Annotated in this window: 23 protein-coding genes; 6 read left to right on the top strand and 17 right to left on the bottom strand. The window is 38.6% G+C overall.

The annotated features are described in order from the left end of the window. The first annotated feature begins 191 nt into the window (after positions 1-191). The 3 genes from ACLIBG_RS12200 to ACLIBG_RS12190 all read left to right on the top strand — a co-directional run bounded on the left by ACLIBG_RS12200 (position 192) and on the right by ACLIBG_RS12190 (position 3,564). A complete protein-coding gene (locus tag ACLIBG_RS12200; protein WP_439313041.1) occupies positions 192-1,427 on the top strand; it encodes an IS110 family transposase in 1,236 nt (411 codons plus the stop codon). Between the two features lie 262 nt (positions 1,428-1,689). Beyond that, the gene (locus ACLIBG_RS12195) at positions 1,690-2,604 is read left to right on the top strand and encodes a DMT family transporter (RefSeq protein ID WP_439313040.1); all 915 of its coding nucleotides are present in this window, start codon (positions 1,690-1,692) and stop codon (positions 2,602-2,604) included. A gap of 102 nt (positions 2,605-2,706) precedes the next feature. Further along, positions 2,707-3,564 carry a DegV family protein gene (locus ACLIBG_RS12190; RefSeq protein WP_439313039.1) on the top strand — a complete coding sequence of 286 codons (858 nt, stop codon included), beginning with the start codon at positions 2,707-2,709 and terminating at the stop codon, positions 3,562-3,564. A 35-nt stretch (positions 3,565-3,599) separates the two neighbouring features. Here ACLIBG_RS12190 and ACLIBG_RS12185 read toward each other — a convergent pair whose 3' ends face one another. The 8 genes from ACLIBG_RS12185 to ACLIBG_RS12150 all read right to left on the bottom strand — a co-directional run bounded on the left by ACLIBG_RS12185 (position 3,600) and on the right by ACLIBG_RS12150 (position 11,395). After that, positions 3,600-4,301 carry an alpha/beta hydrolase gene (locus tag ACLIBG_RS12185; protein WP_439313038.1) on the bottom strand — a complete coding sequence of 234 codons (702 nt, stop codon included), beginning with the start codon at positions 4,299-4,301 and terminating at the stop codon, positions 3,600-3,602. Between the two features lie 172 nt (positions 4,302-4,473). After that, positions 4,474-4,869 (bottom strand): YppG family protein, encoded by a 396-nt coding sequence (locus ACLIBG_RS12180; RefSeq protein WP_439313037.1) that lies wholly within the window; start codon positions 4,867-4,869, stop codon positions 4,474-4,476. 96 nt (positions 4,870-4,965) lie between these two features. Further along, the gene (locus tag ACLIBG_RS12175; protein WP_439313036.1) at positions 4,966-5,211 is read right to left on the bottom strand and encodes a glutaredoxin family protein; all 246 of its coding nucleotides are present in this window, start codon (positions 5,209-5,211) and stop codon (positions 4,966-4,968) included. Between the two features lie 817 nt (positions 5,212-6,028). Then, on the bottom strand, positions 6,029-7,432 hold the full coding sequence (locus ACLIBG_RS12170; RefSeq protein WP_439313035.1) for a hypothetical protein: 1,404 nt from the start codon (positions 7,430-7,432) through the stop codon (positions 6,029-6,031). Beyond that, positions 7,429-8,124, bottom strand: coding sequence for an ABC transporter ATP-binding protein (locus ACLIBG_RS12165; RefSeq protein ID WP_439313034.1), 696 nt, complete (start codon positions 8,122-8,124; stop codon positions 7,429-7,431). Before ACLIBG_RS12165 ends, ACLIBG_RS12170 begins: the two co-directional genes overlap by 4 nt. A gap of 346 nt (positions 8,125-8,470) precedes the next feature. Continuing rightward, on the bottom strand, positions 8,471-9,109 hold the full coding sequence (locus tag ACLIBG_RS12160; RefSeq protein WP_439313033.1) for a PepSY domain-containing protein: 639 nt from the start codon (positions 9,107-9,109) through the stop codon (positions 8,471-8,473). A gap of 256 nt (positions 9,110-9,365) precedes the next feature. Then, positions 9,366-10,709: an ATP-binding protein gene (locus tag ACLIBG_RS12155; RefSeq protein ID WP_439313032.1), complete on the bottom strand. Its 1,344-nt coding sequence runs from the start codon at positions 10,707-10,709 to the stop codon at positions 9,366-9,368. Further along, positions 10,706-11,395, bottom strand: coding sequence for a response regulator transcription factor (locus ACLIBG_RS12150; protein ID WP_439313031.1), 690 nt, complete (start codon positions 11,393-11,395; stop codon positions 10,706-10,708). The genes ACLIBG_RS12155 and ACLIBG_RS12150 overlap by 4 nt, the downstream gene beginning before the upstream one ends. 187 nt (positions 11,396-11,582) lie before the next feature. On the opposite strand from ACLIBG_RS12150, the gene ACLIBG_RS12145 reads away from it, so the two are divergent. Beyond that, a complete protein-coding gene (locus ACLIBG_RS12145) occupies positions 11,583-12,140 on the top strand; it encodes a biotin transporter BioY (RefSeq protein WP_439313030.1) in 558 nt (185 codons plus the stop codon). A 435-nt stretch (positions 12,141-12,575) separates the two neighbouring features. On the opposite strand, the gene ACLIBG_RS12140 is transcribed toward ACLIBG_RS12145, so the two are convergent. After that, positions 12,576-13,388: a DUF368 domain-containing protein gene (locus ACLIBG_RS12140; RefSeq protein ID WP_439313029.1), complete on the bottom strand. Its 813-nt coding sequence runs from the start codon at positions 13,386-13,388 to the stop codon at positions 12,576-12,578. 200 nt (positions 13,389-13,588) lie between these two features. Then, positions 13,589-14,773, bottom strand: a complete 1,185-nt coding sequence (locus ACLIBG_RS12135; RefSeq protein WP_439313028.1) for a CapA family protein — start codon at positions 14,771-14,773, stop codon at positions 13,589-13,591. Between the two features lie 259 nt (positions 14,774-15,032). Here ACLIBG_RS12135 and ACLIBG_RS12130 point away from each other — a divergent pair, with 259 nt between their 5' ends. Next, a complete protein-coding gene (locus tag ACLIBG_RS12130; RefSeq protein WP_439313027.1) occupies positions 15,033-15,215 on the top strand; it encodes a hypothetical protein in 183 nt (60 codons plus the stop codon). A gap of 763 nt (positions 15,216-15,978) precedes the next feature. Here ACLIBG_RS12130 and arsC read toward each other — a convergent pair. The 7 genes from arsC to ACLIBG_RS12095 all read right to left on the bottom strand — a co-directional run bounded on the left by arsC (position 15,979) and on the right by ACLIBG_RS12095 (position 22,654). Further along, positions 15,979-16,398 (bottom strand): arsenate reductase (thioredoxin), encoded by a 420-nt coding sequence (gene arsC / locus ACLIBG_RS12125; protein ID WP_439313026.1) that lies wholly within the window; start codon positions 16,396-16,398, stop codon positions 15,979-15,981. A gap of 37 nt (positions 16,399-16,435) precedes the next feature. After that, positions 16,436-17,731: an arsenic transporter gene (locus ACLIBG_RS12120; protein WP_439313025.1), complete on the bottom strand. Its 1,296-nt coding sequence runs from the start codon at positions 17,729-17,731 to the stop codon at positions 16,436-16,438. Between the two features lie 27 nt (positions 17,732-17,758). After that, the gene (locus ACLIBG_RS12115) at positions 17,759-18,091 is read right to left on the bottom strand and encodes an ArsR/SmtB family transcription factor (RefSeq protein ID WP_439313024.1); all 333 of its coding nucleotides are present in this window, start codon (positions 18,089-18,091) and stop codon (positions 17,759-17,761) included. A gap of 220 nt (positions 18,092-18,311) precedes the next feature. After that, positions 18,312-18,596 carry a YkvA family protein gene (locus ACLIBG_RS12110; RefSeq protein ID WP_439313023.1) on the bottom strand — a complete coding sequence of 95 codons (285 nt, stop codon included), beginning with the start codon at positions 18,594-18,596 and terminating at the stop codon, positions 18,312-18,314. A 102-nt stretch (positions 18,597-18,698) separates the two neighbouring features. Next, positions 18,699-20,528 carry a translational GTPase TypA gene (typA, locus tag ACLIBG_RS12105; RefSeq protein ID WP_439313022.1) on the bottom strand — a complete coding sequence of 610 codons (1,830 nt, stop codon included), beginning with the start codon at positions 20,526-20,528 and terminating at the stop codon, positions 18,699-18,701. A gap of 111 nt (positions 20,529-20,639) precedes the next feature. Next, positions 20,640-21,971 (bottom strand): sensor histidine kinase, encoded by a 1,332-nt coding sequence (locus ACLIBG_RS12100; protein WP_439313021.1) that lies wholly within the window; start codon positions 21,969-21,971, stop codon positions 20,640-20,642. Then, a complete protein-coding gene (locus tag ACLIBG_RS12095) occupies positions 21,968-22,654 on the bottom strand; it encodes a response regulator transcription factor (protein WP_439313020.1) in 687 nt (228 codons plus the stop codon). Before ACLIBG_RS12095 ends, ACLIBG_RS12100 begins: the two co-directional genes overlap by 4 nt. 165 nt (positions 22,655-22,819) lie before the next feature. Here ACLIBG_RS12095 and ACLIBG_RS12090 point away from each other — a divergent pair, with 165 nt between their 5' ends. Continuing rightward, entirely contained in the window at positions 22,820-24,100 is a 1,281-nt protein-coding gene (locus tag ACLIBG_RS12090; protein WP_439313019.1) for a S1C family serine protease, read from the top strand. Positions 24,101-24,198: the final 98 nt, after the last annotated feature.

Here is a 24,198-nt window from a genome sequence, read left to right as displayed (position 1 = left end):
CAATACAGTTAATAACAATACGACCAGATCGAAAATACAATGGTGGATCCTCAAAAGGGATTACCCCGCGTAAGAAACTGGTTGTGGCAGTACAGAAGTACCATCTATTGTGACTTGATCACGTATACAAAAATTTCGCAAGAAAACTACTGTCATTTGTATTGTTAATTTGATGATGAGGTGATTCTCCCATGGAAGCAATGATTGAGAGATGTGCAGGTTTGGATGTGCACCAGGAAACAGTGGTCGCTTGTGTCTTATATGGTCCCTTAGACAAACGACCAAAAAAGTCCATCGAATCTTTTTCAACATCTACAAAAGGTTTATTAAAACTAAATGATTGGTTGACATCGATGAAAGTAACGGATGCCGTGATGGAAAGTACGGGTGTTTATTGGAAACCGGTATGGAATATTCTCGAAAATCACTTTCGTCTTGTGCTTGCCAATGCCAAACATGTAAAGAATGTCCCGGGAAGGAAAACGGATGTTAAAGATGCCGAGTGGTTAGCCAAACTATTACGAAGCGGACTCATTGAAGGTAGCTTTGTCCCACCTGAAGATATTCGGGATTTACGGGACCTTACCCGTTACCGTAAAAAGCTGGTTAATAACCGTACGGCTGAACAGAATCGTATCCATAAAATTCTTCAGGATGCCAACATCAAACTTACTTCTGTTCTATCTAATATTTTTGGTAAATCGGGGCGTAAAATATTAGAGGCCATTATAAATGGTGAAAAAATCGAAGTGAAGGAACTTCAAAAAATGGTGCATAAGCGTGTAAAGGCCAGTCTAACAGACATAGCGGAATCCATCAATGGTCGAATTCGCCGTCATCATCGGGATATGCTTCGCTATCATTGGGAACACATGATATATCTGGAGAAAACATTGAGAAACTTAGAAGAACAAATCGACCAATGTTTAGAACCCTATCGGAAAGAAGTAGAGCTTCTTGATACCATTCCTGGTGTAAACAAGGATTCAGCCGCTGTATTTGTTGCCGAGATGGGTGTTGATATGTCCGTCTTCGATAATTGTCCCAAACGTGCTGCATCGTGGGCAGGTGTAAGTCCAGGGAATAATGAAAGTGCCGGAAAAAAAAAGAACACAAAAGTGCCAAAAGGGAATAAAGCGTTAAAAACGACGGCAATAGAATGTGTATTAGGCACATCGAGACAGCATAATCGAATAACCGCACATCGAAAAAGAATAGCCAAACGACAAGGAAAGAAAAAAGCAAATATGGCTTCGGCACATTTACTTTTAACCATTGCTTTCAATATTTTAAAGACAGGAGAACCTTATCATGAACTGGGACCAAATTATGTACAACAGCACCATAAAAGTAAAGAATTAAAAATGATTGAGTATTTAAAGAGGAAAGGGTACAGTATTTCATCATCAGATCAACAAACGGCTTAATAACTATTGCATAACAATTGCAGTCCATTTAAGCTCTTCAAAAAAATATAATAATGAAGGGCGTAGCTTAGTGTTGCCTTTTATAGACAAGTGTTTTCATACAAATGTATAAAATTTTGTGCATAAATGTCTAGCTTAAGCGCCCAGCCCCTCGAGGTCTTAAGCAATAACTCTTCGTGACAAAAACCGTCCTACGAATTCTTGCTTAAGCTTGTCGGGGCTGACCAGGGCGCTTGCGCTTTTCTTAATAAAGGAGATCATCATGAGATTCCCTCCATTTAACCCATATATCGCAATCGTTGTCGGTGTGTTATCTGTTTCCGCTTCCGCAGTATTAGTGAAATTGGCAAGCGGCGCCCCGGCAGCTATTATTGCAAATTATCGTTTGTTGTTTGCCGTTATTATTATGGCTCCTTATATCTTGTTAAAACATCGGCATGAATTCAGGCTTATTCATACAAAAGATTGGCTCCTGTCTATACTCGCTGGTGTTTTTTTAGCGCTTCATTTTATTCTTTGGTTTGAATCATTAAATTATACGTCCGTTGCCAGCTCTGTAGTACTTGTCACATTGCAACCAATTTTTGCTTTTCTGGGAACATTCCTCTTTTTTAAAGAACGATTTTCTTTCGGTGCAATTATTAGTATGATTATTGCACTATTCGGCAGCACGATCATTAGCTGGGGAGATTTTCAAATAAGCGGGATGGCTTTATTCGGCGACATTTTAGCATTGCTAGGTGCCATTATGATGACTGGATACTTCCTGTTCGGGCAAAAAGTCCGTCGCCGCTTGTCTTTAATGACCTATACATTTATCGTATATGGCATAGGTTCTCTCACATTAATTGGTTATAATGTGGTGTTGCAAAATTCTTTTATCGGCTACCCGACGGATCATTGGATATATTTTCTTATTTTAGCTATTTTCCCAACCTTCTTTGGACATACGTTATTTAATTGGGCACTAAAATGGGTAAGTACTTCAACGATTTCAATGGGGATTGTCTTCGAACCAGTCGGTGCATCAATATTAGCGTACTTTATTCTGGATGAGCATATTACGTATGCGCAATGGCTTGGCGGTTCAATCGTTTTATTCGGGCTGTTTTTGTTTATTATGAGTACGAAACGAAAAACAAAAGTAACGATTTCTTCCAGAAGAAGCAGTTCCTAAAATATTCCTTAGTATGTTGATAATTCGTAAGTATTATAAGATTTCATATGATTTGATGAATACAGATGAATAGAAGTAATCTACTAGTAAAGGATTGAAAATATGACTATTCAATTAATGACAGATGGTGGAGCAGATATTCCTGGAAAACTTGAAAATATAATGGAATTAATTGTTGTTCCGTTATATTTACAATTTAAAGATGAAGAAATAAAAGGTAACGAGATTCGAAATATGAAAGAGTTCCACTCAAGGATAAGCGAATCTGGAGAGCTTCCAAAAACGGCAGCGCCAAGCCCAGATGACTTTTACAATGCTTATAAAAAGGTAGAGGCTACAAAACCAATTATTATGCTAAGCATATCAAATGGATTAAGCGCTACTTACAACAATGCGGTCATTGCGAAAAATATGCTGCTTGAAAAAGAACCGAATCGAAAGATCGCCGTTATTGATACCAAAACTGCCTCATGTGGTATGGCGCTTTTATTACTCGAAGCAAACAAGAAAATTATAGAAAACAACCCTTTCGAAAATATCGTGCAACACCTGAACGAGCGCGTGGAACAAACAGCAACATTGTTCGTCCTGCAAACGCTAGACAATCTCATTTTAGGTGGGCGCCTTGATAAGATAAAGGGTACAATTGCCAAAACGCTTAATATTAAATTACTGATGCAAGCAAATGACCTTGACGGTTCTGTGGAAGTAACGGAAAAGGTGCGGGGAAACAAAAAGTCCATCAGACGTTTTATTGAACAAATTGGTGAATATGTAAACCATGCCGAGGACAAGTCGATTGTTATGACCCATTGCAATGCAGAAGATCATGGAAAAAATGTGCTTGCAGAAATTATGCGGAAATATCCTTTTAAACAATCCTATTTAACAGAAACAGGCCCCCTGATCTCTACTTATGCAGGAGAAGGTGCATTAGTTATTTCCTTTTTTAAAAAATAAATACGATAGGGCAATCCCTTGATGGAATAACCCCATTAGCATGTTATCTCTTCCTTTTGTAGAAAACTGTAAATAATATCATTTAAAATTTCGCTATCTTCCCCAAGACAGATTAAATGATCCGATCGTTCAAAAAATACTACTTCTTTATGTTTGGATTGAATTTCCTTATCTAAATAATACGCTGTTTTTGGTGGAACGAGTCCGTCTCGTTGTCCATGTACAATTAGAACGGGACAATGTATTTCCTTTAAGTACTCCCTTGTATATTTAACAAGTCGTATAAACTCCATATTTGCCTTTAATGGTACTTCACCTATTTTATTTTTATAATGTGCGTATTTTTCATTTTCACCTAATCTTCCTCTTACCCCATCAGTTATGACATCTCCGATATAGGATCCAATATTTTTAATTGAAATGTATTTTCCGGCAGGGGCAAGCAGAACAAGTCGTTCTATTCGGTACTTTGCTGCAAGGTAAGCTGCAATCATCCCACCCATGGAAAATCCAATTACATAAATGGTGTCATGTTGTTCCTGCAATTGTAAAAAAGCCGTTTCTGCAGTATGCAACCAGTCCTGATACGTTACATTTTCTAAATTAAGCGTTTCCCCATGTCCTGGGAGTGTCGGCACGTCAATATGCCAATTTGTACTTTCTCTCAAGTATTCTGCCAATGGCTCCACTTCATATGGGCCGCCAGTAAAGCCATGAATCACCAAACATCCAATCATAAGCATTCTCCTTTAATTAGACAACACTTAATTCTCATTAAGTCAATACGCTCACAAAAATGAGCAATAAGCTTTCTGGAAGTTATGTTGTTACATTTTATGATTCCCTAACCACTATGGAAGTATAAATTTATTGTAACGTTCGGCTGAATGCTATCCATTAAGCCTGGACTTATCTAAACGTTTTTACCATATCCCCAACCTGTTTAATAACCGGTGATATTTGTTGAACTGTACTTGCAAATTGGCCAACCGTTGCCATCATTTTATTCACATCCAACTGCCCATTTTCATTTTGGAATGGATTTGTAAACATGTTCGGACGATTCATCGTATAGCCTTGCTGCATACTTGGATCTGTCTGTCCTTGATACGGCCATTGTGTTTGTTGTTCAGGTTTAGCATAATACTCAAAAGGCGTTGTAAATGGTTGATGATAGCCGGGTGGCCCATATGGAGGGTAACCATAATTTACTGGTCCATTCGAAAAAAAGGCACGACTATAATGGGTTTGCTGTTGATTAGGAAAATGAGACATCGGATTCTGCTCATAAGCATACCTGTACATATTTGCACACACCTCTTTTATTTACTCCTATTCTAATATTAGAATATGATGTAAATATCAAGATGTGTCAAACCTATATCGACTATTAGGATACAATCACACTACATTTAGCACGTTTTTCAATTTATTTTTCTGGAAGCCTAAAACCGGATGTTTATGTCCTTCAATAAAAGTAGCCGGAGTTCCATAAACGTTCATAGCTTGCAACGCTCTCATTTTCTCCTTATCAGCTGAGACATTTATTGTATTATATGAAACATCCCATTCATCGAGGTGTTTTAATAACGCTGTGCATTCCTGACAATTTTCGCTCACATAAACCGTAGCTTCTTTATTTGCCATTTTATAATCCCTCTTTACATTTTGGTTATTTTCTATGGTGTTACCTTCTTTCTTATTCTAAGTTCACATTACCTTTTTTGAGCAACTGTAAACGTATTTTACTAAGTTTGTTAAAAACAGATTACAATTGTTGCGATTTTGTTAAGGAAAGAGGGATATGAAGCCGGAACAAAAGTGGTTTATTCAAAAAAATTCCGAAACGATGATTGAAAATTGTTCCATCAAATTCTGGATTCGTTTCAGTTTTTTGTTCTAAGTTGTTTTCATACGTTTTGTTGCTAATTATCCATAAACTGCGCAGTAGCTAGAAATTGTCTTGTCGCTACGGAAATATACTACGCTTTCCGCGGCCGGCTGGTGAGCCTCCTCGTGCTATCGCGCTGCGGGGTCTCCACCGATGCCTTTCCTCCCGCTGAAGTCTCCGTATATTTCCTTCGCTGGTATAGAGGTTGATATCCGTACAATAAAATCGGATTATAATAATTGTTTTCCGCTCCAACCAACCATCTTTAATAGAGCAATGCAGCTGTTTTATCAGGGGCAACAATTACACGAGCGTAGAAAATACATGTAGACTCCTGCGGGAAAGCGAAGACGATAAGACCCCGCAATGAGCGTTCTTTGCGAATGAGGAGGCTTATCGCGAGCCCGAGGAAAGCGAAATGTATTTTCGGAGCGGTAGGAACCACTATTTGAAGTTACGTCACAGTTTACAACACCTACGTATAGAGATACGTTGGTAAAGTAACTTTTTTAATTTCCTTTTCTGTAATCGTTCGTCTTTAGCATGGATCGTTCTCATTATGTCCCAGGCTCTTTATACCACAGATTCACTCGGGTGACTTTTTTTGTATCTTGCAATCAACAAATAAATAACAAACACGGAAAAGAGAGATAGTATCGGATATGTACCACTAAAACAGATGATGAATAAAATAAATAATCCCATTGCTTCTTGCATTTGCAAAGAACCTCGCTGCTTACTAAGAATAAGCTTTGATTTGTCCAATTTCACATGGTACTCATACAAAAAAGCACCTACATATAATAACAACTGCAACGGAGCCCAGATTGATGCATGCATCACAACAAAAATTGTAATCGGAACAAGCAGGATAAGAAAACCGTAAACTACCCACTTAAAAAAAGATTTTTTATAGCTGTCCAAATTCCATGGCAATACTTCAATTAAGTCGCTTGCAAATCGGTCTTTGTAAAAACTTGCTGCAGCAGTTGTATAAATATGAATAACGACAGCAATCGCTATATAATAAATAAAGTCTTGCAAAAACAATAATACAACAAGGAGAAGTAGCATCGCACCAGTGATCCTGAAAACTAGGTCGAGATTTTTGCCAAAATAAAGTTGCCATAGTCGATGATGGATGGAAGCCTCCTTGTAAATAAATGGTCTCTTCGGGTATGCTATTTTTTGAATCATACTATATTTTTTCTGGCGTTTATATTTTAAACCTGTTGCCTGCGATACAACTGTCATGTTCCACGTTTGAAAATCATTTACTTCCATAACCCGTTCCCAAAGAACATGATTCAGCAATCTGCGAGACAATATGATATTCATAGCTAAAAAAGTCACTGTTGCCGTTATCGCCATCGCTATGGAGGGGATAAACACTTGAAACGTATTAACAAACAGAATACCAATTAAAAACAACAACTTGACAAAAAAATGTTGTTGAAATAACTTCCATTGCGGAGCTGTCATCATAACATCCACGAAAATTAATAGTAAAATATAAGTGATAACAAGCGGTGGATGGATCGGTGTCAGCAAAACAACGACTAAGCCAACAAAGATGAACAAAAACACTTTTTTAACTAGCTTTTCCACAGCACACAGCAGCCAGATCGACTTTCGACTATACGTGAGGATCGAAAGCTGATATTCGGAACTTGTAAAACGTATTCCCGGGTCTTTGAATGACCTCAATACATAAACGGCCGGCAGCACCGTTAAAAAGATGCTTAACCGTTCCGATGCGAAGCTTTCCATTTGATGAAAATAAACAGAAAAGCGATCCATCGTATCACTAAAAATAAAAATGGCAGCGATACAATAAGCAACCATTACAAACAGATATATAGCAATTGTCCAGTCAATCATAACGTGAAAAGCCATCTTGTACATTTTTCTCTTCTTACTGAACCGATTGCGTTTCAAAAATAAATACGATTGAATTAAAGAGGTTGTCCTACTCATTCGGATGATCCCCTTTTAATGCTTTGGAATGCTTCAATTGCCCCTTCTTCAATCAACTTGCCGTGCTGCAGTAATAGAAAATGATCCGCTATATGTTTCACTCGTTCGAGCTGGTGCGTAGAAACCAAAACACTCGTCCCTTCAGACGCCTTTTTTTGAATTTGTTCCATTAAATAGTCCATCGCATATACATCCAGCCCCATAAACGGTTCGTCAATTAGAAGTACCGGGGTGGAAGGAAGCAATGCACAAATGGTTTGTACCTTTTGCCGCATCCCTTTGGACAAAGACTCCGGATAAGCATTTAATTTATCTGTTAGTTCAAATCCTTTCGTGTAGTGACTAATTTGCTCTTCTAATTGCTTTTCGGAAATGCCATAGCTCATGCCGTAAAGTTGGAAATGCTGCATAGCTGTAAGCTCAGGTAACAATAACGGCTCTTCCGGCAAATAAGAAATATGACGCTTAAATTCCAAATAATCGTTACTTTGATCCAAATGCTCTTGAATCACAATCTTACCCTTTGTTTTTTCGGTAATACCGAGAATTGTTTTAATTAACGTTGACTTACCTGCACCGTTATGACCTACCAATGCCATAATAGAACCTGAAGCCATCGTGAAGGTTATATTTTCAATTAATTTATTCGTTTTTATTTCAGTCGTTACATCTTTTACACGCAAGTGAATCATGAGAAGCTCCTTTTATATTTTTTCCCGTAGTCTTGTATATATCAAACAACAGAATGACACCATCCCTCTAAATATAACATAGCTTTTTCGTAGGAATAGACTTTTTATTTTTCTTTAACAATTAGGTTTTACCATAACCTTAGAATACAATGAAGATTTAATGAATAATGGATTATGTACATAAATAGATAATCCTCACTTAGCCGCTACACGTACAACATAAAGACAAAAACAGCAAAGCTCCGGCACCTGTTCAAAGGCTTGCCAGAGCTTACAACTTTACTACTTTATCGATCTTGGGTGGGAAGACTCCTTCCGCAAAATGCTCGGGTATTTAGATTGTCAATTAATCATCTATTTCCATCACTAAAACTTCGCCGGTATATGCATCTATTTCAATTTCCGCTTCTTCTTGATCCGACTCAATCTCAACTTCATAAATCAGGCGATCATCATCTTCATCCAGTTCGACACTAGTCACGGTTCCGGAAAATTCGTTTACAGCTATCTCTATAGCTTCTTTAGTATCAATGACTGTTTTTGTGTCCCCTTTTGATTTATCCGCACTCTTTTTATCTGTCCCGGTTGAGTTTTGATCGTCTGAGTCATCATCCTTGGTGGCCCCTGGTTTTGCAGTGTTATCTTCAGTTTCCTTTTCAGTAATTGCCAATTCTTTTTCTTTCAATTGTAATACTTCGCCGCTATTACCATCTAATTTCAAATCATACTCTTTTCCTTCACTTTCAACTTCAACTTCGTAAACTGCTTTATTCAAATCTTTCTCCAATTCCAACTCTGTAATTGTACCCGGATATTGATCAGCGACCAATTGTTCTATTTCTTCGAACGATAGCTCCGGATCTGCCTGGGCAGCATCTGATTGATATATTCCTAATCCAAAAACTGCCGCTGCAACAACTCCACTCGCAGCAATTATAATTTTCTTTTTCATCCCGGGTCTTTTATAAAATTTACTTTCAGTCATGTTCATCTTCCTCCTTATTTATCTTACTTTCTATTCTAGCTCTGAAGAATGAAAGGACCCTGTGATAAAGATTAGAATTTGCTGATAAAGTGAAACTTCATTCAGTGGGGTTTCCTTTCCTTCCCCACTGAATGTTAGTTGAACAGAATCAGGGATTTACGGGCTGTTTATCCCCTACCTTCACGTTTCATTTTTTACGCATTACGCATAGAGATGGGGTATTACAGCCCGTTAATGCGTGAGAAATGGATGACTATTAACTTAGTGGCAGTTTAACAGTAAATGTAGAGCCTTCTCCTATCTCACTACAAACGGTTAATTGACCTGCATGTCCCGTAACAATCGCTTTGGCTATCGCCAGACCGAGCCCTGTTCCTCCTGTATCCCTGCTTCTTGCTGTATCAATTCGGTAAAACCGTTCGAAAATTTGCTCCTGTTCCGCTAAAGCCATTCCCGGCCCTTTATCTTTTACATGTAAGACAGCTTTATTTTCTTCTTTTGAAAGGACAATGTTAATTTCCGATTCACTATATTTCAATGCATTATCCAGCAGAATATAAATAACTTGTTCGATTTGCCCGGGATCTCCTTGGATAATCAGATTTTCATCAATAAAATCAAAATAAATGACGCGATCATATGCATGTTGAAATGTTTTAATACTGGATTTGCACAATTTCACGAGATTCACTTGTTCAAAATCTTCTTTCCTTTTATTTTTTGCCAACATCAGCATTTGTTCTACTAAGTGCTGCATCCGATCTGCTTCCGATTCGATGGATTGAACAGATTCGTCAAACAATTCGGGATGTGCTTTTCCTCGTCTTTTTAACAATTGTGCATAGCTTTTTACGATCGAAATTGGCGTTTTCAATTCGTGAGAGGCATTGGATACAAATTGTTCTTGTTTTTCAAAGTTGTTTCTTAAATGATCAATCATATTATTGAATGTCTGTTTCATTTCGTACAATTCATCATGACTGCGATTGTTAACTCGAATCTTTTGCCACTCTTCCTGGCGTGTATTTTCTTTCATTGCTTGTATTAAGGCTTGGATTGGTTTGAGCAAGAATCGACCTAAAATATTTCCTGCCAGTATTGTTGGGATCAATATGAGCAAAGATGCTAAAAGTAATACATAAAACAAATTACTCATTGTTTCTTTTAGCGAAATTAAATGTTCAGAAACTTGCAATGTCACTACTCCCCCGTCTTTCCATACAATAGACCTGTTTACGATAGCGATATTGATTCCATCTTCATTCCTTGTAACAGACCGGGATTCCTTGTTAGAAAATGCTTTAGGAATATTTCGATAAGTTTCTTTTTTTGTAAGTGTCGGGATGAGTAGTGACCCATTTTCCTTAATAACCTGTATAGTTCCGTTTGCAGGTAAAAAAGCTTGCAGTAATTCTTTTTCAGGAATGTCCGCATTTTTATTTAACGTTTCGACAATTGTGTTCGTATGAATTGCTAGTTCATCTAATTCTTGATTAGCCGATATGTTATAAAACAAAAAATAAATCGAGGAATTAATCGCAGCTATTAAAATAATCATAAAAAGACTCGTAAACAATTGGATCTTTGTTCGTAGTTTCATTGACTTTTATCCTTTACAGTATAGCCGACCCCACGAACCGTTTGAATATAGGGAGACGAAAAATCTTTATCCACCTTCTGTCGTAAGTAACGAATGTAAACATCTACGACATTTGTATCTCCTACATAATCGTATCCCCACACTTGATTAAGCAACTGTTCCCTGGTCAATACAATATTTTTGTTTTTCAGCAAACAGACGAGCAAATCAAATTCTCTTGGGGTAAGCTCCATATTTTCCTCCGCTCTTGTCACTTCACGAGTATCAATATTGACTTTCAATTCCCCTACCGACAACTGATTTGTTTGCTGGTTTTGGTTTTTTGGCTTTCGCAATTGCGCACGTATACGAGCCAAAAGTTCCTCAATTTGAAATGGTTTTGTCATATAATCATCGGCACCTAAGTCCAGCCCGCTCACTTTATCATGAACTTGATCACGGGCAGTCAGCAAAATGACAGGGGTATGCTCATCAAACCTTCTCATTCGCCTTAACACTTCAAGCCCACTAAGTTCAGGAAGCATTATATCAAGCAGAACTAAATCCCATTCTCTTTCTTCCATCCATTCCAACGCTTCTTTCCCATTGGATGCAATTTCTGTTTTGTAATTTTCATATGAAAGCTCCAATTCCAGTACTCTGCTTAACTTGCTCTCATCTTCTACGATTAATATAGACGGATTCATTATATTGCACCTGCTTTTTCATTTTATCTTTGGCCGATTTCCGTAGTTTCTTGTAATTATATACGGGAGAAAGGTTGGATACAAACGTATTCTTAAAAAAACATTGACAAACGAAGTCAGGTTCATATAAAGTAATATTGTAAACCAATTAAATTAACGGTTAACAATGTAAGGGGGAGGAATACTTATGTCTGATTCAAGCTTGAAATTACGTATGATGATCGTAACAGCTTTATTTGCTGCAATTATTGCAGTATCTGCACAGCTGACCATTCCATTACCACTTGTGCCCATTACGGGACAAACACTAGCTATTGGTCTGGCGGCTACGATACTCGGATCTCGTCATGGAACAATTGCTGCCACTCTTTATTTAATTATAGGTGCAATTGGAATCCCTGTATTTGCACAAATGTCGGGTGGTCTCGGAGTAATCGTTGGCCCAACAGGCGGATTTTTAGTTGGCTTTATTCCAACAACTTTTATCATTGGTTATTATTTGGAAAAAACTAGTTTCACGGTATTTAATGCATTTATCGCTAATATTATTGGTATGTTTATTACATTAATTTTTGGGACTGTTTGGTTGAAGATTATAGCGGACCTTCCGTGGGGAGCTGCCATCGCAGGTGGATTTACCCCATTTATCATTGGCGGATTAATCAAAGCATTTTTGGCAGGGTGGATCGGTATTCTTGTAAGAAATCGTCTTGCATCTGCTAACCTTTTATACGCCACTACGTAAAATACCGTCTTATTTACCTTACAAAATCGGTAAAGCTAAAGAAAAACACCGGTTGGAAAGTGATCATCGAACATGAAAGGAGATATATCCGTCTTAAGGGTAATATATCCGCACTTGAGAAGATATATCCGCACGTAAGGGCGATATATCCACACTTGAAAAGATATATCCGCACTTAAGAGCAATATATCCACACTCGAAAAGATATATCCGCACTCAAGGGCGATATATCCACACTCGAAAAGATATATCCACACTTTCCGCTTTCATTACAGCACCGAAGCATGCCGATTACTCGTTGCTTGCTCCACTGAAAGACTTGTGGCTACAAAGATATTAGCATGTATGAAAATGAACGCATCCGCTGTAACTTAAAGCGAATGCGTTTATTTTTTTACAAAATGTTTATCAAGACTTCTCTCTTAACATGGTATTCTAATACTCAATTTTCCCTAAAATATAAGCCACCAACAATCCCACTGCAAAAGTAGTGATACTTAACAAGAGTAAGAAGAAGTCCATCGGCCATCCCGGAAAAATAACGATCACTGAACCAGTCACTGAACCGATTATCAATGCGAACACAGCGACACGAAAATGCTTGAAAAAGTAATGAATCAGCTTACTCATGAAAATGATTCCAAATAAAATTCCCAATCCAGTTACAATTATGACTGAAAATTCCAGGTTGCTGATTGCTTGTGTAACAGTAGAATAAACACCGATAATGAGCAGAACCAATGAACCGCTAACCCCGGGTAAAATCATCGCTGCACTTGCTGCTACGCCTGAAAAAAACAGTAAAATATAGGTAGAAACCGTTCTATCCGTAATGCCTGCCCCATGATTAGGGTCTTTAAAAAAGACTAACGATCCAATTAATATGATTCCAATGAATAATAATACAATATGCCTTGTCTTAAAAGTTGCTTTTGCATCTGCTTCCCGAAACAATAACGGCAATACCCCTAATATAAGACCAATGAAGAAAAAGAATGTCGGTACCGGGTAAAATTTAAGTAACCAGTTCATTACTTTGCTTAGTGTGAATATAGCAAAGACAACACCTAACCCAAGCGGAAATAAAAAAGCAAAGTGTTTCCGCCAGTCTTTCGTAAAAAAGCCATTGATTGCAGCTATCAGTTGATCATAAAAACCAAGCAGAACAGCTATTGTTCCCCCACTTACACCCGGAACGACATCACTTGCCCCCATTGCCATTCCGCGATAAATATTTTTCCATTCCATGAGTTATAAACTCCTTTTATATTGAATGAGCTTGTCTTTCTTAAGATGGTTAATTAAAAACATACTGTTACCGTTGTAAATATTGTTTTGATTTAATAGACGTACCTCTACACTTGAATTCTAATTTGTATGCAGTCGCAAGCGGACGCAACTACAAGCTAAACAGTTCCAAATCTAGCCACCACCCAAGGAATAGATCTTTATTCTTCGATAAATTCCAGCTCAGGCATCCATTGTGACATGTGCTCTTTTATTTCGTTGTAATGTTTGCCGGCTTCAGGCAACACATCGTTCGCTACTTGAAACATTGGCCATACACGATAATCCGTTTCATTGCTGACATCTACATATGTCGGCAAAAACTTTGGCGACATAACCTGAATTGTTTTCTCGTCTTCATCAATTGTTTGCTGAATGGTGAATTTTAAAACACCGCCAATTTGTCGATACAACTCATCTTGACCTGATAAAAAATTGCCCAAAGAATAAGCTACAAGTGTTTGGTTTCCTTCTTTACCTTCCACCCAATCCACCGGCTGCAACACATGGGGATGATGACCAAAAACAGCGTGTACGCCTTTATCGGCGGCAAACTGCACGAGATCCTTTTGTTCCTCACTCGGCATCCGTTCATATTCATTTCCAAAATGAAGACTGAGGATGACAGCATCTGCTTTCCCTCTTGCGTCTTCAATATCAGTACCAATTATTTCTTTATCAATTAAATTGACGAGAAAGTCTTTTCCTTCCGGTACAGGTATGCCATTCGTTCCATACGTATAAGCTAGAAAAGCAACCGAAATACCTTCTTCTGTTTCATAAATACGCAGCTCATCTCGGTCCTGCTGATCCTTATACGCCCCGACATACATCATATCAATTGTTTCCCAGTGTGAAATCGCGCTTTGAATCGCTTCATTACCACGATCCAATGTATGATTATTTGCTAGTGAAACCACATTAACGCCTACTTCTTTTAATGCATCACCTACTGCTTTCGGACTGTTAAATGATGGATACGTAGACAGCCCTAAGTCGACCCCGCCAATCATCGTTTCTTGATTGGCAAAAGTAATGGTTGTGTCATCCAAATATTTCTTAACAGGCTGCAACATAGGCATAAAATCATAACCTTCGTCAACTTTGGCATCTTTATAAACACGGCTGTGAATTAGCATATCGCCAATTGCAGAAATCGTGATTTCCTTTTTCACCGGTTCTTTAATCGGTTTTTCCGCATTTTGTTCTTTTTCAGTTTCCTGCGAAGATAGTTGCTCGTCTTCTAGTTCCATGTTCACATTTTCATTTTCGTTAGAGCATGCAACCAGTAAAATACAAATAAATAAAACACTTATATAAATCCACTTTCTCGATTGAATTAACATGGTGTATAAATACTCCTTTTTATTATGATACAGTATTTGAGCAAGCCCCACCAAGCCGCTTACATAGGCGAGATCCATATCTTCATGGGGTATTTAAGCTGACTTGCAAATATTCCCTTGTCTTTTCATTATACATACAGCAAGCACCTTCATAACATTACTATTGTATACTATAATGAATGTACAATATGTATCTTTTTAGTTTATTCATGCTACACTTTGCTCATGCTTTTATATAACTTCACGAGGTGTGTTCTCAATGAAAAGGTATTTGACTGCTATATTTATAGGGATTAGTATCCTTATTTTAATTATCGGATTAAGAATAGATGTAAGGTGGAATGGTATTGTTTCATGGGGACTAGGCTTTATTTGCCTAATTTTCGCTGCCTACTTCACAAAGTATATTCCTAATGATAAAGACAAAAAGGATATTGAATGAATCATATTATTTACACATTAACACATAAAGAAAAGCGCAAGCGCCCCGCCTAGAAACGTAGCGAGTGGACCAAAGCAACTGAGATAAAGAAATCACGATGAGCACCGCGAATCGATGATGACTTATCGTAAGGCGCTGTGGGAAGTCGCCTAGTTTCTGGGCGCTGAAGCTAGACAGATATGCGACAAATTTTATACATTCTTATCTTTTAAAGAAAAGCGCAAGCGCCCTGCCTAGAAACGTAGCGACTGCGCCAGACGGGAGCTGGTGGTTCGATGTTGGGACTGTAGCTTCGCTTTCGCCCCACCGTAAAGATCTGCCACGCAAAGTGGCGGTTTTAATCGAACATTCCAAATCATCCCAGATAAAGGAATCATGCCCCTGCAAAAGGGGATACGTGAGTTGGGCGCAAAGCCCGTTTTTAGTTGGCCTTCCTTTGTCTTACCGAATCGATGATGACTTTCACCCAAGGGCATAAGAGCGACTAAGCCTCTGTCTAAAGCCAATCGGCAAGTCTTCTTTATCGTAAGGCGCTGCGGGAAGTCGCCTAGTTTCTAGGCTGGCAGGCTTAGAACGCCACGTCCTGGGACTGCGCGTGAATGCTCGTCCCACCGAAAACATTTGTACGTCGAAGCTAGACAGCTACGCGAAAAATTTTATACATTCTTATCTTTAAATAAAGGCCGTTTACTTCAACGGCCGTAAAGACGGACTGCAGAGCGCAACTTCCGGACAAAGCAGCTTAATGATTACGCTACTAAATTTAGTCAAGCTCTACTTTGAATCTCTTTATACGCTCACTGATTTCATCCCGAACGCTCCGAAATACGTTCCACTTCTCTTCATGTGTGCCTTCTGCTTTTGCCGGATCATCAAATCCCCAGTGCCACCGCTTTATATGCGGTGGTGTTACAGGGCACTTATCATTGGCATCGCCACATAGCGTAATGACGTAAGTCGCTTGGTTAAGGATGACAGGATCAATGATATCGGATGTTTGCCCGGAAATATCAATCCCTACTTCCTCCATTGCTTCCACAGCCTTTTTATTTAAACCGTGTGCTTCGATTCCTGCAGAATAAATGTCAAACTGTTCTCCAAGATATTTTTTGGCAAAACCTTCCGCCATTTGACTCCGACAGGAATTTCCTGTACATAAAAAGTATATACTTTTTTTACTCACGAACAGCCCTCCTCATACTTTATGTTTCCAAAGCAGCTTAATAAATGAATCCGAGCCATATATACAAACCAACTAGCGTAATGAATAATGTAGGTATGGTTAATATAATACCGACCTTAAAATAGTAGCCCCACGTTATTTTAACCCCTTTTAGCCGTAAAACATGCAGCCATAAAAGAGTTGCAAGCGATCCGATAGGTGTGATTTTAGGCCCTAAATCCGAACCAATAATATTTGCATATATAAGCGCTTCTCGCATAATCCCAGTAGTGTTCGTTTCAGCAATAGCAAGCGCATCAATCATCACAGTTGGCATATTGTTCATTACCGAAGAAAGAATGGCAGCAATAAAGCCCATTCCAATTGTTGCCGCAAACATCCCATGCTCAGCTGTCATTTCAATTATACCCGCCAACACATTTGTAAGTCCCACATTTTTTAAACCATAAACAACAACATACATACCGATAGAAAAAAATACAATTGCCCACGGTGCTCCTTTTACAACGGTTTCTATTTCTACTGCTGGACTTTTTCTGGAAATAAACAGGAAAATAATTGCGACAGCTCCTGCAACGAAGGAAACCGGAATAGACAAGGATTCACTTATAAAATACCCAACTAATAAAATGGTAAGAACAAGCCAGGACAACCGGAACAAACGAAGATCCCTAATCGCCTCATGTGGCATTTTTACCTGTGATAACGCATATGACCCCGGTATACTTTTACGGAAAAATAAATAGAGAACAAGCATACTTGCCCCTAAACTAAAGAAGTTCGGTACAACCATTCTAAACGCATATTCCACAAAACCGATTTGGAAAAAATCTGCCGATACAATATTGACCAGATTACTTACAACGAAAGGTAATGACGTTGTATCTGCGATAAATCCGGACGCCATCACAAATGGTAATACAAGCTTGTCCTTAAAATCAAGCGCCCTCACCATCGCCAGTACAATCGGCGTTAATATTAGAGCCGCTCCATCATTGGCAAATAAGGCGGAAACAATCGCACCAAGAATAATGATGAGAAAAAACATTTTCAAACCGCTGCCATTGGCAAATCGCGCCATATGTAGTGCTGCCCACTCGAAAAAACCGATCTCATCCAGTATTAATGAAATAATTATAAGAGCAACAAACGTTAATGTCGCATTCCAAACGATTCCTGTTACATCGATAACATCCTGTATAGATACGACCCCAACTGCGAGTGCCAAGAGGGCACCGACACATGCGGACCAGCCAATTGACAACCCTTTTGGCTGCCAAATCACAAAAATCAACGTTAAAATAAAAATGAAGATTGCTAAATATACAAACATTGTATTCCTCCAAAGTAACGTACGCTTTTATTCACATATGATTCTTTTTCCATCAGCTTCCAAATCTTTTATTTGGCTAGCAACTGATGGCAATGTACTAACAACGTGCAATAATAAATGGTACAAATCATGTTGGTTATTTAATGAGTAAAACACCCATTTCCCTTTTCTCTCTTCCAGTACGATATTTGCTTGCTTTAATCTTCTTATATGTTGACTAATCGACGGCTGACTCATATGAAGTAGCTCGACCAATTCACATACACAGAACGTATCGAATGTTAAGTATGAAATAATTTTAAGTCGGGTTTCTTCACCTATTGCTTTTAAGGTTTCTTCAGTAGTTTCATACGAACTCACAACACCAGCCCTTTCGCCTACATATAAGTTAAGTACTATTCATTGACTTCAAAAACGCATATTCACAGTATAAATGTTGTCTTATATATAATCAATCACTTATTTGAAGGTTAAACAAAATATATTAGAAGACGAAAAAAGAATGGTTATAAAAATTAGGTAAGAATCTAAGAAATATCCATAGAATTAACCTATTCCCATACCCATTAAGTGCATTTCATTATTTCCGTAAAGCGATATGATGTTTATCCTTCAGTGATTGAGGAGCGTACTTAATCATTTGCTGCAACAGAAAAGCAGTTATCGTTATATCATCAATCACTCCAAAGCCAAAAATAAAATCTGGGATTAAGTCAAATGGAAACACTATATACCCAATAATCACCACAGCAAAAAATACTTTTCTCCCCTTTTTAACTTCTTTCGTCATAAAGAAATCTTTAACAAAAGGAATCGACTTATGAAACTTTGCCAAAAATAGAAATCGGTTAAAAAACCGCTTCATCTTACACACTCCTTTGATTATTATCCTCAATAATAAGCTTCAACGTAAAACGAAAATAAAGTCAGCGCATGGTATCTTCTACGCTGCGCTGACTGTTATCTCTTAATCGTTTTTATTTCGTTTCGCTGCTTTTTCCCGTTCATTTTTATTCAATATTTTCTTCCGTAAACGGATCGCTTCCGGAGTAACTTCACAGTACTCATCATCATCCAAATATTCAATTGCTTCTTCTAGCGACATAGTCCGTGCCTTTTTAATTGTCGCCGTTTGGTCTTTATTTGCGGAACGAATATTTGTTAAATGCTTCTCTTTTGTAATATTTACAGTCAAATCATTGTCCCGATTATGTTCTCCTACAACCATTCCGGCGTAGACTTCTGTTCCCGGCTCGATAAATATAACACCGCGATCTTCCAAATGCATAATTCCATACGGCGACGCTTTACCGGCTTCCAAACTGACGAGTACTCCTTGACGACGCCCACCTACATTACCTTTAACTACTGGTTCGTAGTCGCTGAACGTATGATTTAAAATGCCATATCCGCGTGTTTGCGATAAAAATTCTGTAGTATATCCGAGCAAGCCACGTGATGGAACTTTAAATTCAAGTCGAACTTGTCCATTACCATGATTTATCATATCAAGCATTTCACCTTTTCTGTCACCAAGCGATTCCATAATCGAACCTGTGTAATCTTCTGGCGCATCAATTTGCACATGCTCCATCGGCTCACACAATTTCCCATCAATTTCTTTCAAGATAACCTTCGGCTTGGAAAGCTGAAGCTCATAACCTTCCCTGCGCATATTTTCTACGAGTATCGATAGATGCAACTCTCCTCGTCCGGATACGACCCACGCATCAGGAGATTCTGTTGGATCCACTCGCAGACTAACGTCGGTTTCCAGCTGGGTCATTAAACGTTCTTCAATTTTTGCCGACGTAATATACTTCCCTTCCTTTCCAGCAAATGGACTATTATTGACTAAGAAAGTCATTTGCAAGGTTGGCTCATCAATTCGAGGCATCGGCAGCGCGTCCGGATGATCCTTCGGGCAAACCGTTTCCCCAATATTAATATCATCCAGCCCGGATATAGCTACTATATCACCTGCTGTAGCCTCCTTGATTTCGGTTCGTTTCAATCCGATAAACCCAAATAGCTTTGTCACACGAAATGATTTAGTTGTGCCATCTTTTTTCATAACGACAACTTGTTGGCCGACACGAATTCTTCCGCGGAAAACCCGACCGATGCCAACACGTCCAACATAGTCGTTGTAATCAAGCAGTGTAACTTGAAATTGCAGCGGTTCCTCGCTTGTGTCTGCAGGAGCCGGTATATGATTTAAAATCATCTTGAAAACCGGTTCCATCGTTTCCGTTTGCTGCTCCGGCTCTTCCCCTGATGTACCATTTAACGCAGAGGCATATACAACCGGAAAATCCAACTGTTCATCATCCGCACCGAGGTCGATAAACAAATCAAGCACTTCATCAATGACCTCTTCCGGGCGGGCGTTTGGACGATCAATTTTATTTAATACAACGATGGGTGTCAATTTTTGTTCCAGTGCCTTTTTTAGAACGAATCGTGTTTGCGGCATTGTGCCTTCATAGGCGTCCACGACTAAAATGACGCCATCAACCATTTTCATGATTCGCTCTACTTCTCCGCCAAAATCAGCGTGCCCTGGCGTGTCCAATATATTAATCGTCGTATCGTTATGCTTAATGGCAGTATTTTTAGCCAAAATCGTTATGCCGCGCTCTTTCTCTATATCCCCCGAGTCCATCGCACGTGTTTCCACATGTTCGTTTTCTCTAAATGTCCCAGAGTATTTCAGCAATTGGTCAACCAACGTTGTTTTTCCATGGTCAACGTGGGCAATAATTGCAATATTACGAATATCTTCTCTTAATTGCATAAAAGTACGCTCCTCTAATTAAGTGTGAATCAAACCATCCTATTATACCATAAAATTTCCGATTACATTAAATTCCGAATTGTTTTTTTATATAAAGGATGTTTCCAACCGTTATTTATCAAATCTTATGACAAATCTGGCTCCGCCAAGCATGGATTGATCAACGGAAATTCTACCGCCCGATTGTTCTACAATAGCTCGGGAAATCGCCAATCCCAGACCTGTTTCCCCACTTTTTCCTTTCACAAACCGATGAAAGATGTGCGGGAGTAAATCGTTCGGAATACCCTTTCCATCGTCCTCTACAGTAAGGACTATTTTTTCGTTCTGTTTTACCGCTGTTATTTTAACTGTCGTTGCCGCATATCGGATACCATTTGTCAATATATTCAATAAAGCTCGCAGCATTTTTTCTTCATCAACATACAATGATAGCCTTTCATCGATAACGGTATCTAAATGAATGTGCTTTTCCTGCACAAGCGGCAGCACCCGTTCCTTTACTCGAGCCATAAGCGATGCGATATACACTTCTGTTGGTTCATACGCTGATTGTTCACTATCCAGTTTAGCCAAAAGAATCATTTCGTTAATAATCTTTTTAAGCCGTTTTACTTCGGCAATCATAATATCGAGGTTTTGTTCTTCCGTTTCTTCATCAAATACTCGGTCTTTAATTCCTTCTGTATAGCCTTGGATCGTCATTAACGGAGTTTTAAGCTCATGACTGGCATTTTGAAAGAAAATTTGTTGAGAATGCATATACCGTTGCAGTTCTTCCGCCATTTCAAAGACACTTTGCTCCACTTCTTTTATTTCTCCGGTAGCTTTCACCCGTTCTATTTCATCAAATTGCCTTTTCTCAATCTTTTTCAATTGTCGTTTCAACCTCGTTAACGGTGTTACTAGTTTGTTTGTTAAAAAATAACTAAGCAGCACTGCCGCCATTGCACCAACTAAAAAGACAATAAACATCCGCATGATGAAATTTTGCTGTACCGATTGCAAGTCATTTAATGGCGTTAATAATATAAGCTCCAATCCTGCGCTTTCCGGATAAACTACCTTTTTTGATGTAACAAATTTATTATTTTTATATTCCCACAATCCTTCGCTATTATTGGAGAAATTATTATTATCTGCAAAGCCTTGCACAATTTCTACAGGCATCGTTGAAAAATAAACGTAGTTTTGGTTTCGGTCATATAAGATCAACTGTAAATCTTGGGACTCCAAAAAGTGGCTGAACTCATCGATATTACGACTGCTCCCATACTCTTCCGATAAGAAACGAACGAGTAATTCACCTTTTTGCTCCAACTGTCTTTCTTCATCTTGAATGAGTAAATTTAAAATCATCGAGTAAACAACAAAACCAGTAACCGCCATAATTACAAGTAATAGCGCTGTAAATGCTGCATTTAGTTGGTATTGCAGTTTCATTGTTCTTCATCTCGCAACCGATATCCAAAACCCCATAGCGTTTCAAGTGGTATATCAGTTAGTTTTTTACGAATTCGTTTTACCAAATCATCTACAGCACGGTCACTGCCAAAGTAATCATCTCCCCAAACGCTTTGCAAGAGCTCTTCTCTTGAAAAAGCGCGATTAGGGTGCTCGGCAAACAGTAGTAGCATATCAAATTCCTTTGTTGTCATTTCCATTTCATCCCCATGCCAGTACAAACGACGTTCTTCTTTATAAATAACTAAATGACTCGCCCTTATTTTCTGCCATAACTGTTCATCTTTATCTTGTACCGGCTGCACTCGTTTGAACAATCGCTTGATACGGGCGATTAATTCTCGCGGGCTGAATGGTTTCGTTAAATAATCGTCACTGCCCAGTTCCAAACCGAGAATCTTATCTATTTCCTCATCCTTTGCGGAAATGATAATAATCGGTACATCACTTTCGTTACGAATTTTTCTGCAAAATTCATACCCATCCATTCCCGGCAGCATAATATCAAGAATCCACATATCAGGCGGATTTGTTTCCCATAACTCCCACGCTTCTTCTGCACGATCAAACATGCTGACCGTGTAACCCTCTTTCTTCAAATAAGCGGAAACAATATTTTGGATATTTAAGTCATCTTCCACAATCCCAATATGATACTTCATAACCTGTACCCCCACAATAAACGACGTATTCTATTTTCATTTTTGCATAAGTTAAGAAAAGTGAACAGCGAAATGTATTTTTACATACATTTACCACATTTTTACCAAAAACATGCCAAAACAACATCGTACAATAGCAATAGAACAATTGAAAGGATGATCAAAATGGATAATAATGAACAAGAAAATCAATCACTCGAATCTTCATCTACCGAAGATGTTACAAATACAAGTCCGAACAACACAAACGCAAAAGAAAACAAGCACAAAAGTCGGAAACCTTTTGTTAGCCATTTGATGAGTGGTCTGGCGGGCGGCGTTATTTCAGCAGCAATTATTGTCACCCTTGTCTTAACAAATGTTATCCCAATCTCGGGGCTAGGTAATAACCAGACGGAAGCAACACCCGACAAACAAACCGAACAAGCACAACACGTATCGACAGACTTATTAAATAGCAATGACCAAACACTCCAAATTGAAAATACTACAGAAGCTGTCGTCGGCGTTACAAACCTGCAGCAGCAAAGTATGTGGGAAAGCTCGGAACAGGCCGGTGCAGGTACAGGTGTCATTTATAAGAAAGAAAATGGAAAAGCGTATGTTGTAACAAATAACCACGTCGTCGCAAATGCTAAAGAAGTAAAGGTTGATATAAACAAGGATAAACAAGTAAAAGCAACCGTTTTAGGTACAGATCCATTAACCGATTTAGCAGTACTAGAAATAGATGACAAAGGAATCGATACTGTCGCGTCATTTGCATCATCCAAAGAACTACAAGTCGGACAGACCGTTGCAGCCATTGGTAACCCACTTGGGTCCGAATTTGCCGGTTCCGTAACGAAAGGAATTATTAGTGGATTGGAACGTTCAATCGAGGTGGATACGAATGGCGATCGTCAACCGGACTGGGTAACAGAAGTTATTCAGACGGATGCAGCAATCAACCCGGGAAATAGTGGTGGAGCACTCGTTAACAGTGATGGAAAAGTAATTGGCATAAATTCGATGAAAATAGCACAACAAGCTGTAGAAGGGATTGGATTTGCAATACCTAGCGATACCGTATTGCCAATAATTGAGCAACTGGAAACAGAAGGTAAAATTACCCGTCCATTAATCGGCATCAGTACAGCAGCTGTCAATCAAGTGCCAATGCAATATCAAAATAAAATTGCACTTCCAGATGGTGTAGAAGGCGGAATGGTTATTGCGGACGTACAAGATGATTCACCCGCTCAGAAAGCTGGATTAAAGCAGTTTGATATTATTACGAAGATTAATGATGAGGAAATAAAGTCATTGCTCGATTTACGCGTATATATGTACAATGAAACAAAGATTGGTGACACGTTAAAAGTTGAATTTTCCAGAGACGGAAAACTGCAAACAACTGAATTAACGTTAACTGATGAAAAAGAGGCGCCTAAATTGCAGAAATAGTAAAAAACTACTCCGAGCATAGAGTTGCTTGGAGTAATTTTTTATTACGGCGGAAAGTATAAAAGTTTGTGCATAGCTGCATGGGCGCCTGCCCTTTT

This window comes from Virgibacillus sp. W0181 (genome assembly GCF_051846915.1).
GTDB lineage: Bacteria > Bacillota > Bacilli > Bacillales > Amphibacillaceae > JBPYCR01.
This window is presented reverse-complemented; position numbering and strand designations above follow the sequence as displayed.

Coding starts and splice junctions, on each gene's coding strand:
- ACLIBG_RS12200 (WP_439313041.1), top strand. CDS start 192: ATGGAAGCAATGATTGAGAGATGTGCAGGTTTGGATGTGCACCAGGAA.
- ACLIBG_RS12195 (WP_439313040.1), top strand. CDS start 1,690: ATGAGATTCCCTCCATTTAACCCATATATCGCAATCGTTGTCGGTGTG.
- ACLIBG_RS12190 (WP_439313039.1), top strand. CDS start 2,707: ATGACTATTCAATTAATGACAGATGGTGGAGCAGATATTCCTGGAAAA.
- ACLIBG_RS12185 (WP_439313038.1), bottom strand. CDS start 4,301: ATGATTGGATGTTTGGTGATTCATGGCTTTACTGGCGGCCCATATGAA.
- ACLIBG_RS12180 (WP_439313037.1), bottom strand. CDS start 4,869: ATGTACAGGTATGCTTATGAGCAGAATCCGATGTCTCATTTTCCTAAT.
- ACLIBG_RS12175 (WP_439313036.1), bottom strand. CDS start 5,211: ATGGCAAATAAAGAAGCTACGGTTTATGTGAGCGAAAATTGTCAGGAA.
- ACLIBG_RS12170 (WP_439313035.1), bottom strand. CDS start 7,432: ATGAGTAGGACAACCTCTTTAATTCAATCGTATTTATTTTTGAAACGC.
- ACLIBG_RS12165 (WP_439313034.1), bottom strand. CDS start 8,124: ATGATTCACTTGCGTGTAAAAGATGTAACGACTGAAATAAAAACGAAT.
- ACLIBG_RS12160 (WP_439313033.1), bottom strand. CDS start 9,109: ATGACTGAAAGTAAATTTTATAAAAGACCCGGGATGAAAAAGAAAATT.
- ACLIBG_RS12155 (WP_439313032.1), bottom strand. CDS start 10,709: ATGAAACTACGAACAAAGATCCAATTGTTTACGAGTCTTTTTATGATT.
- ACLIBG_RS12150 (WP_439313031.1), bottom strand. CDS start 11,395: ATGAATCCGTCTATATTAATCGTAGAAGATGAGAGCAAGTTAAGCAGA.
- ACLIBG_RS12145 (WP_439313030.1), top strand. CDS start 11,583: ATGTCTGATTCAAGCTTGAAATTACGTATGATGATCGTAACAGCTTTA.
- ACLIBG_RS12140 (WP_439313029.1), bottom strand. CDS start 13,388: ATGGAATGGAAAAATATTTATCGCGGAATGGCAATGGGGGCAAGTGAT.
- ACLIBG_RS12135 (WP_439313028.1), bottom strand. CDS start 14,773: ATGTTAATTCAATCGAGAAAGTGGATTTATATAAGTGTTTTATTTATT.
- ACLIBG_RS12130 (WP_439313027.1), top strand. CDS start 15,033: ATGAAAAGGTATTTGACTGCTATATTTATAGGGATTAGTATCCTTATT.
- ACLIBG_RS12120 (WP_439313025.1), bottom strand. CDS start 17,731: ATGTTTGTATATTTAGCAATCTTCATTTTTATTTTAACGTTGATTTTT.
- ACLIBG_RS12110 (WP_439313023.1), bottom strand. CDS start 18,596: ATGAAGCGGTTTTTTAACCGATTTCTATTTTTGGCAAAGTTTCATAAG.
- typA (WP_439313022.1), bottom strand. CDS start 20,528: ATGCAATTAAGAGAAGATATTCGTAATATTGCAATTATTGCCCACGTT.
- ACLIBG_RS12100 (WP_439313021.1), bottom strand. CDS start 21,971: ATGAAACTGCAATACCAACTAAATGCAGCATTTACAGCGCTATTACTT.
- ACLIBG_RS12095 (WP_439313020.1), bottom strand. CDS start 22,654: ATGAAGTATCATATTGGGATTGTGGAAGATGACTTAAATATCCAAAAT.
- ACLIBG_RS12090 (WP_439313019.1), top strand. CDS start 22,820: ATGGATAATAATGAACAAGAAAATCAATCACTCGAATCTTCATCTACC.